The sequence below is a fragment of the Streptomyces sp. NPDC101194 genome (genome assembly GCF_044767885.1).
GTDB lineage: Bacteria > Actinomycetota > Actinomycetes > Streptomycetales > Streptomycetaceae > Streptomyces.
Window position 1 is genome coordinate 144,836 of record NZ_JBIWOS010000004.1, and the last position, 17,743, is coordinate 162,578.

The 17,743-nt window shown below is 71.4% G+C and carries 12 protein-coding genes, 2 tRNA genes and 1 pseudogene; 3 read left to right on the forward strand and 12 right to left on the reverse strand.

Going from position 1 to position 17,743, the window contains the following annotated elements; translation table 11 throughout:
• Positions 1 to 7: 7 nt before the first annotated feature.
• The 5 genes and pseudogenes from ACIRP2_RS17290 to ACIRP2_RS17310 all read right to left on the reverse strand — a co-directional run.
• A complete protein-coding gene (locus ACIRP2_RS17290) occupies positions 8 to 886 on the reverse strand; it encodes an amidohydrolase family protein (protein ID WP_404251063.1) in 879 nt (292 codons plus the stop codon).
• Between the two features lie 35 nt (positions 887 to 921).
• Positions 922 to 1,803: a DUF2797 domain-containing protein gene (locus ACIRP2_RS17295; RefSeq protein WP_404251065.1), complete on the reverse strand. Its 882-nt coding sequence runs from the start codon at positions 1,801 to 1,803 to the stop codon at positions 922 to 924.
• A gap of 244 nt (positions 1,804 to 2,047) precedes the next feature.
• Complete coding sequence (locus tag ACIRP2_RS17300) at positions 2,048 to 3,466, reverse strand: hypothetical protein (RefSeq protein ID WP_404251067.1); 1,419 nt, start codon at positions 3,464 to 3,466, stop codon at positions 2,048 to 2,050.
• Positions 3,467 to 4,419: 953 nt separating this feature from the next.
• Positions 4,420 to 5,946 (reverse strand): FAD-binding oxidoreductase, encoded by a 1,527-nt coding sequence (locus ACIRP2_RS17305; RefSeq protein WP_404251069.1) that lies wholly within the window; start codon positions 5,944 to 5,946, stop codon positions 4,420 to 4,422.
• A 191-nt stretch (positions 5,947 to 6,137) separates the two neighbouring features.
• Positions 6,138 to 6,467 (reverse strand): annotated as a pseudogene (locus ACIRP2_RS17310) (GNAT family N-acetyltransferase); the annotation flags it as partial.
• Positions 6,468 to 6,504: 37 nt separating this feature from the next.
• On the opposite strand from ACIRP2_RS17310, the gene ACIRP2_RS17315 reads away from it, so the two are divergent.
• Entirely contained in the window at positions 6,505 to 7,020 is a 516-nt protein-coding gene (locus ACIRP2_RS17315; RefSeq protein ID WP_404251071.1) for a site-specific integrase, read from the forward strand.
• A gap of 104 nt (positions 7,021 to 7,124) precedes the next feature.
• Here ACIRP2_RS17315 and ACIRP2_RS17320 read toward each other — a convergent pair.
• Both ACIRP2_RS17320 and ACIRP2_RS17325 read right to left on the reverse strand, forming a co-directional pair.
• Positions 7,125 to 7,197 (reverse strand) — tRNA-Arg (locus ACIRP2_RS17320).
• 259 nt (positions 7,198 to 7,456) lie between these two features.
• Positions 7,457 to 7,547: transfer RNA gene (locus tag ACIRP2_RS17325), tRNA-Ser, on the reverse strand.
• A 235-nt stretch (positions 7,548 to 7,782) separates the two neighbouring features.
• Between ACIRP2_RS17325 and ACIRP2_RS17330 the strand changes: the two genes are divergently transcribed.
• Both ACIRP2_RS17330 and ACIRP2_RS17335 read left to right on the forward strand, forming a co-directional pair.
• Complete coding sequence (locus tag ACIRP2_RS17330) at positions 7,783 to 8,241, forward strand: SSI family serine proteinase inhibitor (RefSeq protein WP_404251073.1); 459 nt, start codon at positions 7,783 to 7,785, stop codon at positions 8,239 to 8,241.
• Positions 8,242 to 8,454: 213 nt separating this feature from the next.
• Complete coding sequence (locus ACIRP2_RS17335) at positions 8,455 to 12,465, forward strand: PAS domain-containing protein (RefSeq protein WP_404251075.1); 4,011 nt, start codon at positions 8,455 to 8,457, stop codon at positions 12,463 to 12,465.
• 79 nt (positions 12,466 to 12,544) lie between these two features.
• Here ACIRP2_RS17335 and ACIRP2_RS17340 read toward each other — a convergent pair whose 3' ends face one another.
• The 5 genes from ACIRP2_RS17340 to ACIRP2_RS17360 form a co-directional block, all read right to left on the reverse strand.
• Positions 12,545 to 14,194, reverse strand: a complete 1,650-nt coding sequence (locus ACIRP2_RS17340; RefSeq protein WP_404251077.1) for a long-chain fatty acid--CoA ligase — start codon at positions 14,192 to 14,194, stop codon at positions 12,545 to 12,547.
• A gap of 147 nt (positions 14,195 to 14,341) precedes the next feature.
• Positions 14,342 to 14,947, reverse strand: coding sequence for a SigE family RNA polymerase sigma factor (locus tag ACIRP2_RS17345; RefSeq protein ID WP_404251079.1), 606 nt, complete (start codon positions 14,945 to 14,947; stop codon positions 14,342 to 14,344).
• A gap of 205 nt (positions 14,948 to 15,152) precedes the next feature.
• Positions 15,153 to 16,319 carry a lipid-transfer protein gene (locus ACIRP2_RS17350; RefSeq protein WP_404251081.1) on the reverse strand — a complete coding sequence of 389 codons (1,167 nt, stop codon included), beginning with the start codon at positions 16,317 to 16,319 and terminating at the stop codon, positions 15,153 to 15,155.
• Positions 16,316 to 16,711 carry a MaoC family dehydratase gene (locus ACIRP2_RS17355; protein WP_351076186.1) on the reverse strand — a complete coding sequence of 132 codons (396 nt, stop codon included), beginning with the start codon at positions 16,709 to 16,711 and terminating at the stop codon, positions 16,316 to 16,318. Before ACIRP2_RS17355 ends, ACIRP2_RS17350 begins: the two co-directional genes overlap by 4 nt.
• Positions 16,708 to 17,742: an acyl-CoA dehydrogenase family protein gene (locus ACIRP2_RS17360; protein ID WP_404251084.1), complete on the reverse strand. Its 1,035-nt coding sequence runs from the start codon at positions 17,740 to 17,742 to the stop codon at positions 16,708 to 16,710. The genes ACIRP2_RS17355 and ACIRP2_RS17360 overlap by 4 nt, the downstream gene beginning before the upstream one ends.
• Position 17,743: the final 1 nt, after the last annotated feature.

The following is a 17,743-nucleotide window of genomic DNA, read 5'->3' on the forward strand; positions in this document are numbered from 1 at the left end:
CGCGCGGTCAGTCCACGGCGAACAACGCGCTCGCGTTCCCGTGACAGACCGCGCGCAGCCAGTCGTCCCCCAGCTCCAGCCTTTCCAGCGCGTGCAGTTGATGCGCGTACGGATACGGGATGTTCGGGAAGTCCGTCCCCAGCAGGATCCGGTCCCCGAGCGCGGCGAGCCGTCCCCGTTCGGCCGGCGGGAACGGGGCGTGGTCCTCCGTGAAGTCCGTGAACGCCATCGTGGTGTCGAGCCGCACCTCCCGGTACGTCTCCGCCAGCGCCAGGAACTCCACGTACTCCGGCATCCCCATGTGCGCCACGACCAGTCTCAGCCGCAGGTGCCGCGCGAGCAGCCGGCCGACGGGTTCGGGCCCCGTGTGCTTGCCGGGCGCGGGCCCGGATCCGCAATGCGTCACCACCGGGATCCCGGCCTCGGCGAGCAGCCCCCACACCGGGTCCAGCAGCGGGTCGTTGGGGTCGTACGCGCCGACCTGCACATGCGACTTGAAGACCCGCGCCCCGGCCTCCACGGCCTCGCGCACGTACCGCTCCACGCCGTCCTCGGGGAAGAAGGTCGCGGTGTGCAGACAGTCCGGCACCCGGCGTGCGAAATCGGCCGCCCAACCGTTCAGCCAGGCCGCCATCCCGGCCTTGTGCGGGTAGAGCATCGAGGTGAACCGGAGCACGCCGAACGACCGCAGCAGCGCGAGGCGTTCGTCCTCGTCGTGCCGGTACTCGATCGGCCATTCCATCCCGGTCAGCGGGCCGGCGGAGTCGAAGTACGCCCAGACCTTGCGCAGCACCCGCTCCGGCATGAAGTGCGTATGGACATCGATGATCCCGGGCAGCCCCAGCCGTTCCCGAAACCGCGCGACGTCCTCGGTGTCACCACTCACTCCGCACCCCTTTCACCGTTCGCCCCCCGACGATCTCAGAACAGCCCGCCCTGCACTCCACCACCCCCGATGTCGGCCACCGGCACGTCCACCCCGGCCCCCGGATCGGCGCCCGCCAGCTCCCACCCGGTCATCAGCCGGGTGTCCAGCACCACGGCCCCGTGCGTCGCCGTCTCCAGATGCAGATCGGGCCCGGCCGCCGCCATCAGCCGTCCCCCGACCACACCGCCGTCCACCAACTCGGTGACCGCCCACGCCACCTCGACCGCGCCGTCCAGGCCGAAGACCCCGGTGTGATCGACCGCTTCGAACGGCAACCGCTCCAGCGACTCCGGCCACCCCGCCCCCTCCAGCGCCACAGCCCGCCCGTAGAGCTCCGCCACCTCGGCACGCCGCTCCGCCGCCCCCGGCAGCACCGCGCGCACGGCCCGCTTCCGGGCGTACGGAATCCGGTCCGGCACCCCGAGCGCCGACCGCAGCAGCTCCTCGGTCCGCCGCGCCGCCATCAACGGCCCGCGACCCAGCCAGCTGAACACCACGGCCCCCTGCTCCCGCAGCCGCGCCGCCTCCCGCTCCTCCGCGGTGATCCCGACCTTCACCATCCCCGGCCCGAACCAGGCGAGATACACGCGGTACGTCCGGGGGTCGTCCGCGATCGTGTCGGCGGCCACCGAGTGCGCCCGGTCCAGCCGCGCACACTCCGGACACCGGGCCCCGGTGCTCCGCCCCGACACCACGGCGCCCATCGGACACGCGTTCCCGCGCGCCCCGACACAGCCCCGCCGCCCCACGGCCCGGAACCCGAGCTCCGTCCCAAAGGCCGGCGCGCTCACCCGTACGGCCCCGCCCCGCCGCCACCCCAGCACGGGCAGCCCCCGCGCGTCCGGCCATCGAAGCCCGGTGCACTGCCAGCCCATGCGCGAACTCCCGGATTCCGATTCGGTGGAGGAATGCCGAGAGGCCCCCGGATCCTTCCGGGGACCTCTTGGCTGCTGTGCACTCGGCAGGATTCCGAGCTGCGACCTTCCGATCCGTAGCTCCGGCCGGATCGGTCGGCAACGGCCGTACCGGCAGCTCCGAGGCCCCGGAAGGACGCTACCGGACGGGGCCGGTGGCCGGGGTCCGCACGGGGCCGCTCGCGCACCAGGCCGGCCGGCCTCTTCAGTTCTTCAGTTCTTCAGATCGAGGACGATCAGGCGCATGCTGTCCGTGCCGGCGTACGAGACGAACACGCCCGCGCCCTTGGTCATCGCGTTCGGGGTGCTGGTCGCTTCCGGCAGGGGCTTGGCGGCGCCCGTTGTCACGGATAGGGAGACCGGAGTCCTCGCCGGCCTGGCCGTAGGCGGTGCCGTCGTCGCCGACGGCCGCGAGGGTGATCTTCTTGGCGCCCTCACCGCTGTCCGCGCACGAGCCCCTGCCCGTCCCCAGGTCGAAGACGTTACCGCCCTTGACCAGGTAGCGGCCGTTGGGTGACAGGGCCGGCTGCACCTCCGCGAGGTTCTGCGGGCCCGGAACATCCACGTCGTACTCGGTCTCGCGGGTCCGGCACGGGGCGGTGGCCTTGACGGCGCCGGTCCCGATGTCGTGGACGGCGGAGATGTCGTCCGAACCCTTGATCCAGTTGGCCATCACGTAGTTGCCGGCGGCACCGACGATGCGGCCGTTCGGTGTCTCCTCCATGCCGAAGCCCACGTTCTCCTCCTTGCGGACGGCTTCGACGCCGGGCGGAGCCGCCTTCGTGCTCTGCCAGCCACCGTCGGCACCGAAGCCGCCGTCGCCCCTGGCGCCTTCGTCGCCGTTGGTCACGAGCCCCTCCGGGCCCTGGAACGACATCAGATAGTCGGGGTCGACCGCCTTCCCGTTGAGCGTGACCTTCGCGTCGCTGGTGTCGGTGACCTTGCCGTCGGGAGACAGCAGGATGCTGTCGCCGCGGTACGAGGTGACGACCAGGCCTCCGGGTCCGGGGAAGACACTGGGCCGGTCGAACTCGCCGTCCGGCGCCTCGGCGTTCCCCGCGCCGGCCGGGGACAGATCCTTCCCGGAGGCGTCGGCCGGGTAGAAGGCCGCGGAGATGACCTCCTTGTACTCGTGGAGCGCGTCCTTGCGCTCCTGCCCACGCGCCCACACCGCGAAGTAGTCGCGCTCCGTGCCGGGGATCAGAGCGATCTGCGGGACCGCCAGTTCGCCGGACTGCTCGTCGCTCTGCTCCTCGGTGAGCTTCGGGCCTTTCCACGGCTTGCTCGTGGACAGCACCTTGCCGGACGACGCCCCTCGGACGTTCAGGACATAGCCCTGCTCCGTCTTGTCGAGGTACGCGACCGAGTCGCCCTTCCCCGAAACCGCATAGGGCAAGGGCTGCCCCTGGGGAAGCCAGTCGGCCTCGACCTCCCAGCCCTTGGCGCTGTCGAAGGCGGCCGGGGCAGTGATCCTGCTCTTCAACGGGCCGCCGCTCGTGCCCCCGGTGCCGCCCCCGTGCGCGCTGTCGCCGCCGGTGGCACCGCCGTCAGATCCGCAGCCCGACAGGGTGCCCAGGAGCGCACCCGCCAGCAGCACCGGCATCGCTGCCTTGCCGATCCTCATCCTCAGTCCCTCTGGATTCATGGGGCGATGAGGCGAAGTGCCATCTCCCCCCGGTGGATGGTCTTCGAACGATCAAGCAAAGGTGGAGATTAGCAGCCGCGTCCGATGCAGGTTGAAGACTTCGTTCGGCTCCCGGGGGCTGCGTGCCGGCGCGGGAGGCCATGGGGTTTGCTTCCGTGACCTGCGCCCCATGCGCGCGTCCATGCTCCGGGCAGGACGTCGGCACTCGCCCGATCAACGATCCCGATGACGTCGGCGGCGCGGCGGGCGTCCTTGCGGCGGTCCGACCGGCACCCGCCCCCGCCCCCGCAGGCGGGTGCTGCCACAGCAGAAGCCAGAGGCCCCCGGATTCTTCCGGGGGCCTCTGGCGGTTGTGCACTCGGCAGGATTCGAACCTGCACCCTTCTGATCCGTAGGCGCGTGCAGGTCGCAGTCGATCAGGTCGCAGAAGCCATCCACTGCACCAACGTCGCACCTTGCTTCAGGTAACCGTCCGTGACTATGCACCGCTGTCCGTGCTTGTTGATGTCAGCTGCTGACGTCAGCACCGCGCGTCCGCGCCGAGGACCGCATCCGCGCCGCCCGTTCCACCGGCCTGCGGCAACCTGCCCTGCACGACACTCCCCGGAGCCAGATCTGACTGGAGATCATCCAGATCGCCCTCGACCGGCTCGAAGCTCTGCCCGACCCTGGCTGACCAGCAGCATCCCATCCCAGCTACCAGCACCATCACAACCAGAGCCGTGGAACCCGGCGCCCACCCGGCACGACAGCCGGACCATCAGCCCTGCCCGCAAGCAGAAATCTTCACTCTGAACGAGCAAAGGGATCGTCAGCAAGCTGACGATCCCTCATGCAAGATCGAGGCTGACGACACCCCTTCGACTGCGTCGGGCCCTTCTGCGTGAAAGGCCGAGCCCGACCGGGGCGGGGCCCCGACGGCGAACTGTCGATCAGCGTGACGCGGGCGGGATGCTCTGCTCGTACTGGAAGACGTTGCAGGGGTCGTACTTCGCCTTGATCTGGCGCAGCCGCTCGAAGTGGCGCCTCCCCCAGTAGGCGGTCTCCCACTCCTGCATGCCGACGTTCGGCACGTTGACATAGGCGCCGTCCACGAAGCCGCGCATCGCCTGGCTGAATTCGGCGGTCCAGGCCTGGCACGTCGAGGTGAGCGGGTCGCAGACGCCTGGTGTCGTCGAAGGAGTCCCCCAGGCTGCGCCGATCTCGCCGTAGAAGATCGCGTCGCGATGCACGAACGCGGTGCCGCCGCGGGGCTCCTTCTTGATCGCCCCGCGGAAGGCATCGACGAAGTAGTTGCTGTCCTCCGTGGGAGCGTTTCGCATGTAGTAGCCGATGACGTCGATCGCCTTCTTCGAGAACAGCTTCTTGGCGAACTGCGAGAAGAACTTGACGTTGGCGGGCTCCTGCGAGCGCGGGACCTGGGCTCCGGCAAAGATGGGGCCCCAGTTGCCGACCTGCACCTTCACATCGGGCGAGCCGATCGACAGGATCGGGGCCAGCATCTTTCTGGCCTCTGCCGCCGTGCCCTCCGCGAGCCACGCGAACAGCAGGATCTGGGACTTGTGGATCTCGACTTCGGATCCGAGGCGGTTGTCGGCGAACGGTACCGTGCGCTGCCAGGCATCGAAGATCCCATGCAGGTCCGTAAGGCCGTCCCAGGTCGCCGTCACGTAGGCGATGCGCTTGAGCGGGTGCACCTTGTAGGTGAGTTGCGTGACGATTCCGAAGTTGCCGTTTCCCGCCCCACGGAGCGCCCAGAGGAGGTCCGAGTGGTCCTTCAGGTCGGCATGGATCACCTTGGCGCAGTCGCGACCCGACGGGACGACGACCTCGGTCCCGATCAGGCTGTCGCAGGCCATGCCGAGATAGCGGTTGAGGGGGCCAAGGCCGCCGCCGATCGTCGCGCCGACCAAGCCGACACTGCCCTCGCTTCCGGTCGTGACCGCGAGGTCCTGCTTGGCGAGCGCCGTCACCGCTTCCTGCTGGGTCAGGCCGGCGCCGACCGTCGCGATACGAGCGTCGGCGTCGATGTGGACCGACTTGAGCTGGCTGACGTCGATCACGATGCCGTTGTCGATGTTCGACCAGCCCTCCAGGGCGTGGCGGCCGCTGCGTACCCGCAGTGCGACGTTGTGCTGCCGCGCCCAGGTGAGGGCGTTCACCACGTCCTGGGTCTTCTGGGCGAAGACGATGACCAGCGGGTAGTGAGAGAACAGCTGGTCGTAGTCGATACGATCATCCGTGTACGAGGCGTCACCGGGGCGGACGATGTGGCCGGTCAGCTTCGCCGGCCGACACCCCGACGACCCTCCGGTCGGGTCGCTCGCGGCCAGAAGGCCCGAGGTGCTCGCGGCCGCAATGTCCGGCGCGCCTGCGGCCGCAAGGCCCGGGACGACGACCGCCCCGACGCCGGCGGCCGCTGACGCCCTGAGCAGGGATCGGCGGGAAAAATCGCTCAAGGTCCAGATCCTCTCGATCGGGCCACGCCGCTACGCGGCTGAGGGAGCCCTTACCCGTCAGCCGCCGGGCAGTCCTTTGTGGTCGACCCCCGCACGGTAACGGGGCGACCATGCGGTGTTTCCCGACACGCCAATTGAGGACGATGACGACAGCCTGGAAGGAGTAACTCAGCGGGATCCCGTCATTGATGTCAGGTGTTGTCTTCGAAGCCGTGGTCAGCAGGTGCCGTTGGGCGCTGCGCGAGCCATCCGGAAACGCGCGGACCCCCGTTCACCGCACCGCCCTCCCGGACAGTGCGCACGTACGCGGACCCCTGCCGGAGGTAGTACCGCTGTAGCGCCTCATTCGTCGTCCAGGCGTCAAGGCGCAGCCACTTGGCACCTGCGCGGTACGCCCTGTCGCCCGCCCGATCGAGAAGCCGACCACCAAGGTTCTGTCCAGCATGAGTGCGCGCCACGGTCAGCTTGGTGACGAAGGTGGACGGCTCCCTCGATTCCGGCTCCGTCCACAGACCCGGGCTCCGGCGTGGGGAAGTTCTCGGCCTCACGTGGTCGGACGTGGACCTGCCGGCAGGACAGCTCCGGGTTCGCCGGAACCTCCAGCGGATCAAGAGGGAGCTCCTCTTCGGTACGCCTGAGACCGCCCGGTCCATCCGCACGGTCTCGCTCCCGAAGCGCTGCGTGGACGCGCTCCACGCTCACCGGGCCGAGCGGGAGGAGGAGCGGAAGGTGGACGGTGCGAAGTGGAGGCCGCTGGACCACCAGCCGACCGGGCTCATCCTCACGACGTCCACGGGGCGGGCCATCGACCCGCGCAGCCTGAACCGCATGCTCACGATTCTGTGCACGAAGGCCAAGGCGCGCCGCGTCCGCGTGCACGATCTCCGGCACACGTGCGCGTCGCTTCTGCTCGCTCAGGGGGTGGACGCCCGGGTCATCATGGAGACGCTCGGGCACAGCACGATCACGATGACGCTCGACACCTACGCACACGTCATGCAGACGACGCTGCGGGCGGCTGCTGATCGGATGGACGACGCACTCAGGCCTGACGCCAACGGCGAGGTCTTGTAATCCGACGCCTTGATGACGTCGTCTGCCCGGCCGATCCAGGCGTTGATGTCACCGGCTGATGTCAAAGGCCCCGCCGGGCGAACCGGCGGGGCCTTTGATCTGTGTGCACTCGGCAGGATTCGAACCTGCAACCTTCTGATCCGTAGTCAGATGCTCTATCCGTTAAGCTACGAGTGCTTGTGCGTTCCGGGCTTTTCTGCCTGGTCGGCGTTGCGGGAACAACATTACATGACCTGCGCCGTAGTGCGAAATCCTTTAGCCACACCACCTCTGACCTGCGAAAACGATGTTCTGACTCCATCGAGAGTCCATCGCGGACGACGGCAGGACCGGGCGCCCGAACGGCCCGGACGTCACCTCGGGGCCACATCCGGACCGATCGGGTCCGGATACGGCCGAAGCCCCGTGCCGGTGGCACGGGGCTTCGGTGAGAAAGCGGAGGCGGAGGGATTTGAACCCTCGATGGGCTTTAAGACCCAAACCGCATTAGCAGTGCGGCGCCATAGACCGGACTAGGCGACGCCTCCAGCACACCCCGCGCGAGCGCGAGTGGTGCGTGCAGATGATGACACAGTTGAGTGTCGTGCCACCAATCGCGACCTACGGTACTAGGCAGTCGGGCGCGAGGGCAAAGCATCCGCGGTTGCGCAACGCCGTGGCGTGCGGAGCGTTAGTGATGACGGAGGCGCCGTCCTCCGCCGTTCCTCCGTTCCACCGGCTGCCCCGTCCCTCCCGTCGAAGTGCACGAGCACAGGAGCCCGCATGCTGCGCCGCCTCGCCCTCACCGCCGTCGTGTCCCTTGCCGCACTGTCCGCCGCCGTGCCGGCCGCGGCCGCCGCCCCTCTTCCGCTGCCTCTGCCGCTGCCGCTGCCGCTGCTGCACGGGGACGACGGCCGCACCCGGCTGACGGTGACGGTCTCGAACACGGGGGACCCCACGTCCGAGGGGGTCTTCGAGCTGGAGTGCGGACCTGCGGGCGGCAGTCACCCGGCGGCGCGGCAGGCCTGCGACCGGCTGGACGAGCTGGCGGCCGAGGGCGCGGACCCGTTCGCCCCGGTCCCCGGGGACGCGATGTGCACCCAGCAGTCCGGTGGGCCCGCGACCGCCCGGATCACCGGGAGCTGGCGGGGGAGGAACATCGACACGGTCTTCGACCGGACCGACGGCTGTGCGATCGGGCGCTGGAACGGGCTGCGGCCGGTGCTCCCCGACGTCCGATGAGCAGGGCCGCTTCCCTTCCCCGGCGATCCCGAACGGCACGTGACGGGCTGGAGTCGTACGCCGTATGCACAGAACCTTGGTGAGAGCTCCCCCGCATCCGCCGCCCCACGTTCCTTCCCTGCCTTTAGACTCCTTCCGTGACAGCCTGCGGCCCGAGGGGCAAGATGGGGCCCGCTGTCGGCAAGGTGCGGTAACCAGGGAGGAAGCGTCGTCGTGAGCAGCAGGCCATCCCGAGGCACTGCTCGCCTCGCAGCCATACTCGATGCACTCCCCGACGGGCTACTGCTCGTCAACTGCAACGGCACGGTCGTCAACGCCAACACCATCGCCCTGGAGATGTTCGAGACGCCGGGCACGGCGCTGGTCGGACGCGGACTCCTCGACCTGCTTCCGGAGTTCGACTCCAAGCTGATCCCCGGGTCGATGCGCCGACCCGATTCCGACGACGACCGCGGCCGTACGAAGCCGACGCGGATGACCGCACGGCGGACCGACGGCAACGAGTACCCGGTCGAGGTCACCAGCGCCAGCCTGGAGGACGGTCAGGCCGCGTACAACGACTTCCAGAACGGCTACGGCGGCAGCTACACGGGGGACGAGCTGCTGATGCTCGTCGTGCGGGACCTGTCGGGCACCGTCGACACGGAAGCCGAACTGGCCCGTTCGCAGCGGCAGACCGAGATGATCCTGCGGGCCGCGGCCGAGGGCGTCGTCGGTACGGACACGGACGGCCGGGTCGTCCTGGTCAACCCCGCCGCCGCACAGATCCTCGGCTTCCGCGCCAGCGACCTGGGCGGCCAGGAGCTGCATCCGCTGATCCTGCACTCGCGGGCGGAGGGCGAGCCGTTCCCGTACGAGGAGTCGCCGCTCGCCGACACCCTCCGGTCCGGCCGCAAGCACCGGGTGCGCGGGCAGGTCCTGTGGTCCAAGAGCGGTGCGCAGGTGCCGGTCGACCTGACCACCGCGCCGGTCCGGGACGGGGACCAGCTGGTCGGCGCGGTCATGACGTTCACCGACCGCAGGCCGTACGAGGAGCTTCGCGAGGAGCACGGGGCCGAGGTCGCCGGGCTGACCGCGAGCCACGCCGACGAGATCGCCGGGCTGACGGAACGGCACGGCACGGAGCTGGCCGACCGGGCCGAGCGGTACTCGGCCGAACTGGAGGAGCAGGCCGAACGGCTGGCGGCGCTGACGGCCCGGCACACCCAGCTCACCGCCGTGCTCGGCGAGTCACTTCGCGGGCCGCTGGAGGAGCTGCGCGGCGAACTCTCCACGCTCGCCGCCGACCCGGCCGGCCAGCTGTGGCCGGAGGCCAACCAGATCCTGCATCATCTGGCCGCGGGCTACGCCCGGATGACCACGCTCGTCGACAACGTGCTCGGCTACCAGCGCCTGGACGCCGGTGCGGAGGAGCTGGTCAAGACGAACGTGCTGCTCGACTCGGTCGTGACGGCCGGAATCGACGCGGCCGTCGAGCTGATCGGGCCCGGACGTGCCCAGTTCGCGGTGCACGCGCCGCCGATCGAGGCCGAGGTGGACGCGCCCCGGCTGGTGACCGCGCTCGCCCATCTGGTCGCCGACGTCGCCGGCGTCGACTCGACCGGCAAGACCCGCTTGGTGCCGGGCGGTGGCTACGTCGACTCGACGGTCGTCGTCGCGGCGGCGCAGCGCGGTGAGGTCGTACGGATCGAGGTGCGCGGTCCGTTCGGCGGGGGAGACCCGGTGCACGAGCCGATCGTGCGCGGGATCGTCCGGGCGCACGGCGGTGTGCTCCAGACGCACGAGGTGCCGGGGATGAGCGGCAGCGCGTACGTCCTCGAAGTGCCGTTGGGCGCGGGTTCGGGCACGGTGATGCCACCGGCGCCCGAGCCGGAGCCCGCACCCGAGCCGGAACCGATGGCCGGTCAGGGCGCGCCCGGGGGCGGGCGGCGACGCGCGCGGCGGGCGTCCACGGACGCGTTCCTGGAGAGCCCCGTGGGTGGTTCCGGGGCGGCCGGGGCCTCCGGGGAAGGCGACACCGGGGCGGCCGAGCCGACGGGGCGGCGACGGGCACGCCGCGAACCCTCGGCACCGGATTCGCAGGAGACGCAGAGCGCGAACGACATCATGCCCGCCCAGCAGGGCGAGGGGTCGGGGCGCAGGCGGGGACGGCCGAGTCCGGCCGAGACCGGTGACCGGCACGCCCTCCCGGCTCAGCCGTCCCAGTCGCCCGAACAGGGGCAGGGGCAGCGGTCGGGGGAGGGCGCCGTCGAGCAGCAGGGGCCGGGACAGGCGTTGGCGCTCCCTTCGGCCCCGGTGCCGTCCGAGGGTGCGGTGGTGACCGCGGCGGAGGGCGCGCAGGGAGGTGGTGGCCGTCCGCAGCGCGGGCAGGCCGTGCCACCCCGGGGCGTGCCGGCCGAGGCGCCGTCGCCGGTGCCGACGGGCGGGCACCGGGCGCGTCAGGGCGGCGAGAACCAGCTGGCCCTGCCGACTTCCGGTTCCCCTTCCGCTCCCGTTCCCCCGTCCGCTTCGGCACCCGCTCCCGAGGGCCTCTCGTCGGCCGGTGACGGCCCGGCTCCGGTGCCGCAGCCGGGCGGAAGGCGGGCGCGGCGGGCGCTGGCGGCCGCGCAGGAGCGGTCCGCTCAGGCCGAGCAGGCCGGACCCCGTACCGCGTTCGCCCTCCCGCCCGCGGAGGCCGACCGGACCCCGGCCACGGCCGCCGACGCGGACGCCTCGCTGCCCGGACGCCACGACGCCGTGGGCATCGCTCCGCACGACGACCACACACCGCCCCAGGCGCACCCCGTACCGACCGGGCGGCGCCGGGCGCGTCATGCCGACGGGTCCCAGCAGCCCGGGCCGGCCGTGGCGGCCGACGAACGGCCCGGCGGACACCCCGATGAGCAGGGCGTCGAACTGCCCGGCGGCCGGGTCGACGACGGCCCGGACCCGGCCACGGCCGGCCGGACCACGCACACCACCGGCACCACGGCCCTCACGGGCACGCCCGAGTCCGCCGGGAGCACCGGCGTCGCGGAGAGCGGCCCGCGGAACGACGTGCCCGGACAGGACCCGCGCAGGCAGCCGCTGCCCGCGGAGGCGCCGATGCCCGGCGGTTCGTCGGACTCGACGCAGGGGCGCGCGTTCAGCGTCCGGACGCTCGGCCAAGGTGTCCCGTTCGCCCAGCACATCGCGCACCAGCAGAACCAGACGCTCGGCGGCGGCGCCGGGCGGCGGCGCAAGCTCGCCGCTCCGCCGGAGAGCGAGCGCGCCCCGCAGGCGGCAGTGCCGCAGCCCGCGCCTTCCCAGGCCGTCCCGCCCGCGTCCGGCCCCGCGCCGGCCGCACCGGCGGGCTCCGCCGCGGGGCCGGGGCAGCTGCTCTCCGCCCCGGAGGCCGAAGGGCGCGCGTACGCCATAGGGGCGCCCGACGAGGGCGCCGAGGGGCCGGAGCCGCTGGACGGTCCGGGTGGCGCGGTCGAGGTCGCCAACCGTCCGTCGCCGCGGCCGGTCGACGACGAGCTGCCCCCGGAGCCGCTGGACAACCCGCGGCGACTGCTCGTCTGGCCCGCCCCCGACGTCTCCACCCAGCAGGCGCTGAGCGACCGCGGCTACCGGCCGGTGATCGTGCACTCGCGCGAGGAGGTCGACGCCCAGATAGCGGCGTTCCCCGCCGCGCTCTTCGTCGACCCGCTCACCGGTCCCATCACCCGCAAGGCGCTGCAGTCGCTGCGTCAGGCGGCGGTCGCGGCCGAGGTCCCGGTGCTGGTGACGGCCGGTCTGGGGCAGGCGTCGCGGGAGGCCGCGTACGGTGCCGACCCGGCCGTGCTGCTCAAGGCGCTCGCCCCGCGCGACAGCGAACAGCATCCGCCCCGGGTGCTGTTGATCGAGGAGCACGAGGAGATCGCGCTGGCGCTGACGGAGACTCTGGAACGCCGCGGCATGCAGGTGGCCAGGGCCGCCACCGACAACGAGGCGGTGACGCTCGCCACCCGGATGCGGCCCAATCTGGTGGTGATGGATCTGCTGCAGGTGCGCCGCCGCCGAGCCGGGATCGTCGACTGGCTGCGCGCCAACGGGCAGTTGAACCGGACCCCGCTGGTCGTCTACACCTCCGCCGACATGACCGGGTCGGAGCTGCCGAAGCTCAGCTCGGGCGAGACCGTCCTCTTCCTGGCCGAGCGCTCCACGAGCGACGAGGTGCAGTCGCGCATCGTCGACCTGCTCGCGAAGATCGGCACGAACTGACCGGCGGACGGCCGGGAGCACGACGAGGGCGGTACGGGGAAGTCCCGTACCGCCCTCGTCACGTCCCGGCCGGGGTGGGTCAGAGCCGGGTGACGTCCAGCTCGCCCTCCGCGTACTGCTTGCGGATGACCTTCTTGTCGAACTTGCCGACGCTGGTCTTCGGCACCGCCGGAATGATCGTCCAGCGCTCCGGCAGCTGCCACTTGGCGATGCCCGACTCGGCGAGGAAGCCCTTCAGCGCCTCGTAGCCCGCGGTGGCGCCGTCCTTGAGCACCACGGTGGCGAGCGGGCGCTCGCCCCACTTCTCGTCCGGGACGGCGACGACCGCCGCCTCCGCCACGTCCGGGTGCGCCATGAGGGCGTTCTCCAGCTCGACGCTGGAGATCCATTCGCCACCGGACTTGATCACGTCCTTGGCCCGGTCGGTGAGGGTGAGGAAGCCGTCCTCGCTGATCACACCGACGTCGCCGGTCTTCAGCCAGCCGTCCTCGCTGAACTTGTCCTCGGGGCGCAGGGGCTCGCCGTCCGATCCCCCGTAGTAGGCCCCGGCGATCCAGGGACCGCGTACCTCCAGCTCACCGGCCGACTCGTTGTCCCACGGCAGATGCTCGCCGCCGGGGCCGACCAGGCGCGCCTCGACACCGGCCGGGAAGCGGCCCTGGGTGACGCGGTAGGGCCACTCCTGCTCCTCGGTGAGCCCGGCGGGCGGGTTGGCCATGGTGCCGAGCGGAGAGGTCTCCGTCATGCCCCAGGCGTGGCAGAGGCGGACACCGAGCTTGTCGTACGCCTCCATGAGGGAGGGCGGACAGGCGGCGCCGCCGATGGTGACGCGGGCCATGGACGTGAGGTCGCGCGGGTTGGCGGTGACCTCGGCGAGCAGCCCCTGCCAGATGGTGGGGACGGCGGCGGCGTGGGTCGGCCTCTCGCGCTCGATCATGTCGGCGAGCGGGGCGGGCTGCAGGAACCGGTCGGGCATGAGCATGTTGACGCCGGACATGAACGTCGCGTGCGGCAGTCCCCAGGCGTTCACATGGAACTGGGGGACGACCACCAGCGTGGTGTCCTTGTCGGTCAGGCCCATCGACTCGGACATGTTGACCTGCATGGAGTGCAGGTAGACGGAGCGGTGGGAGTAGACGACGCCCTTGGGGTCACCGGTGGTGCCGGAGGTGTAGCACATGGCGGCGGCCTGGCGTTCGTCCAGCTCGGGCCAGTCGTAGCCGGTCGGGCGGCCGGCTATGAGTTCCTCGTACTCGTGCACCCGTGCCGTCGCGCCGTCCAGGACCGAACGGTCGCCCGGCCCGGTGACGATCACGTGCTCGATCGACGTCAGATGGGGGAGGACGGGCGCGAGCAGCGGCAGCAGGGAGCCGTTGACGATGACGGCCTTGTCGTCGGCGTGCTCGACGATCCAGATCAGCTGCTCGGCGGGGAGCCGGAGGTTGAGCGTGTGGAGCACCGCGCCCATCGAGGGGATCGCGAGATACGCCTCGACGTGCTCGGCGTTGTTCCACATGAGGGTGCTTATGCGCTGGTCGCCGTCGACTCCGAGTTCGTCGCGCAGCGCGTGCGCGAGCTGCGCGGCTCGACGGCCGATCTCGGCGAAGCTGCGCCGCTGCGGCTCGGGCTCGCCTGTCCAGGTCGTGACCTGCGACTTCCCGTGGATGGTCATCCCGTGTTCGAGGATGCGGGTGACAGTCAGCGGTACGTCCTGCATGGTGCTCAGCACGGCGTCCTCCCGGTGGGCGCTACGCGGCAGTAGGGGTTCCGCTGATTCTGCGCACATACCGGGTGGTATGTCACTAGGTCTCGGGGTACGAATCGGTGTCGTTCGCCCGGGACGGTCCCCCGCGGGCACCCCGCCGTCCGTCCGGGATCACCGCACCGGAGCCAGCTCCGGATCCTCCCTGAGCTTGCCGAGCGCCCGCGACACCGCGCTCTTCACGGTGCCGACGGACACCCCGAGCACCTCGGCCGTCTGGGCCTCGCTGAGATCCTCGTAGTACCGCAGGACCACCATCGCCCGCTGCCGGTCCGGGAGCTTCAGGACGGCCCGCCACATCGCGTCGTGCAGCGTCTGGTGCTCGGCCGGGTCGGGGGTCGGCGCGGCCTCCTGCTCGGGCAGCTCGTCGCAGGCGAACTCGTCGACCTTGCGCTTGCGCCACTGCGAGGTCCGGGTGTTCAGCAGCGCGCGGCGGACATAGCCGTCGAGCGCGCGGTGGTCCTCGATCCGTTCCCAGGCGACGTACGTCTTGGTGAGCGCTGTCTGCAGCAGGTCCTCGGCATCGCTGGGGTTCGCGGTGAGCGAGCGGGCGGCACGCAGCAGTACGGGCCCCCGCGCCCGTACGTACGAGGAGAACGACGGATACCGGGCGTGCTGGGCCAGCGAGGCGTACGGGCTGTGTGCGGCGTACGAGCCGTGCTGGACGTGTCCGATGGCGGCAGCTCCCCCGGAGGTGCCCGTGCAGACTGGCGTGGTCATGGCTTCCACGCTAGGAGCGGGTGCCGCCGCGTGGATCGGCCCCAGGTCCCGAAACGGCGTCCGACTCAGGGTGTAGGGGTGGGGCCTGCTCCACCTCCTGTAGGTGGAGTCCTCGTCATCAGGGCTCAGGGTCGCCCCCGATGCCCCGTCGGGCCGGCGTCGCCGCCCGCGCCCGGGCGGCGACCGCGCAGCCGGTCGCCCGCACTCAGTCGTCCACGCCCAGTATCAGACCCGAGGTGGGTACGCCGGTGCCTGCCGTGACCAGCGTTCTGGCCGCCCCGGACAGCTGGTTCACCGACGTGCCCCGGATCTGCCGGACCCCCTCCGCGATGCCGTTCATCCCGTGCAGATACGCCTCCCCCAGCTGGCCGCCGTGCGTGTTCAGGGGCAGCGCGCCGGACGCGACGAAGTCGGCGGCCTCCCCCGGCCCGCAGAAGCCGAACTCCTCCAGCTGCATCAGGACGAACGGCGTGAAGTGGTCGTAGAGGATGCCCACATCGATGTCGGTGGGGGAGAGGCCGGAATTCCGCCAGAGCTGCCGGGCGACCACCCCCATCTCCGGCAGCCCGGTCAGATCGTCCCGGTAGAAGCTGGTCATCTGTTCCTGCGCCCGTCCGGCCCCCTGGGCGGCGGCCACGATCACGGCGGGCGGCTGCGGCAGATCCCGGGCCCGCTCCGCACTGGTGACGACGATCGCCTGTCCGCCGTCGGTCTCCTGACAGCAGTCGAGCAGCCGCAGGGGTTCGACGATCCACCGCGACGCGGCGTGGTCGGCCAGGGTGATCGGCTTCCCGTGGAAGTACGCCGCGGGGTTACGGGCGGCATGGCGGCGGCCCGTGACCGCGACATGACCGAAGGCGTCCGGCGTCAGCCCATGGGTGTGCAGGTAGCGCTGGGCGGCCATGGCGACCCAGGAGGCCGGCGTGAGCAACCCGAAGGGGAGGTTCCAGCCGAGCGCCGCGCCCTCCGCCGTGGGCTCGCGCTGCTGGACCCCGGAGCCGAACCTGCGCCCGGAGCGCTCGTTGAACGCCCGGTAGCAGACCACGACGTCGGCCACCCCGGCCGCCACGGCCAGTGCCGCCTGCTGGACGGTGGCGCAGGCCGCGCCGCCTCCGTAGTGGACGCGGGAGAAGAACGTCAGCTCACCGATGCCGGCCGCCTGGGCGACGGTGATCTCGGGGCTGGTGTCCATGGTGAACGTGACCAGGCCGTCGACATCGGAAGGGGTCAGCCCCGCGTCGTCCAGGGCGGCGCGTACCGCCTCCACGGCCAGTTCGAGTTCGCTGCGCCCGGAGTCCTTGGAGAAATCGGTCGCCCCGATCCCCACGACCGCCGCCCTGCCGCCGAGCGAGTCGGCCCTGCGCAGGCTCATGCCGCCCCCTCCGGAACACCGACGGTCACGGTGCCGGTGACATGCCTGCCCAGACCGTTGGTCCCGACGACCTCCACCTCGGCCGTCCCGTCGTCCCCGAGGGCGGTGACCGTGCCGCTCAGGACCATGGTGTCCCCGGGATAATTGGGCGCGCCCAGCCTGATGGCGACCCGGCGGAGCACGGCCGACGGGCCGAGGCGGTCGGTCACGTACCTGCCGACCAGGCCGTTGGTCGTCAGAATGTTCATGAAGATGTCCGGGGACCCCTTCTCCCGGGCGAGCTCCGCGTCATGGTGCACGTCCTGGTAGTCGCGGGAGGCGATGGCGCCCGCCACGATCAGGGTGCGGGTCACCGCGATCTCCAGCGGCGCCAGCTCCTCACCGACCTTCACTCCGATCCCTCCTTCACCAGTGACCGGCCGAGTTCCTGAAGCACTTCGCTGCCGCATCCCAGATGGGCGTCGAGCTGGCGGCCCCAGAGGAAGTGGCGGTGCACGGGGTGGTCGAGGTCCGCGCCCGTTCCGCCGTGCAGATGCTGTCCGGCGTGCACCACCCGCTTTCCCGCCTCCGACGCCCACCAGGCTGCGGTCAGCGCCTGCTGCCCGTACGGCAGTCCCGCGTCATGGCGCCAGGCGGCCTCGTACGCGGTGACCCGGATCGCCTCGGTGTCCATATGGGCGTCGGCGGCGCGCAGCAGCACCGCCTGCTTGGTGGAGAGCGGGCGCCCGAACTGCTCGCGGGTGTTCGTGTGGGCGACGGCACGGGACAGCGATCCGGCGCACACACCGGCCTGCAGCCCGGCGAACGCGGTCCGGCCCGCCGCCATCATCGCCTCGTACGCCCCGGCGCCGCCGAGCCGCTCGCCGGACGCCCGGTCCAGCACGAGCCGCGCCGCCGACCACGGAGCCGTGGTCTCCACCGGTTCGGTCGCCACCCCCCGTGAGTCGGTCCGTACCATCCACAGCGCCCGGTCCGCGTCCGCGACGAGGACGAGGTCCGCGTCCCGCAGCCACGGCACGTACGGCACGCTGCCGCTCAGCCGCTCCTCGCCGTCCGTCCAGAACCCGCCACGCGCCGGGAACGCCCCGGTGGCGACGGCCGTTCCGTCCCGCAGTGGGGGCAGCAGCCGCTCCCGCTGCTCGTCCGTGCCGTGCCCGGCGACGGCGAGCAGCCCGTGGACACAGCTCGCCGCGAACGGCACCTGCGCCGTCGTCCGGCCCTGCTCCTCCAGCAGGAGTACCAGGCCCAGGAGCCCGATCTCTTCGACGGCGGCGGTCAGTCCGGCCGCGCAGAGCTCCTTCCACAGCTCGGCGTCCGTCCCCGTGCCCGCCCCGGCCAGGCGCTCGTGCGTCGACAGATCCCCGAAGATCCGTGCCGCCAGCCCCTGTGCCGCCGTCTGCTCCTCGGTGGGTGCGAAGTCCATG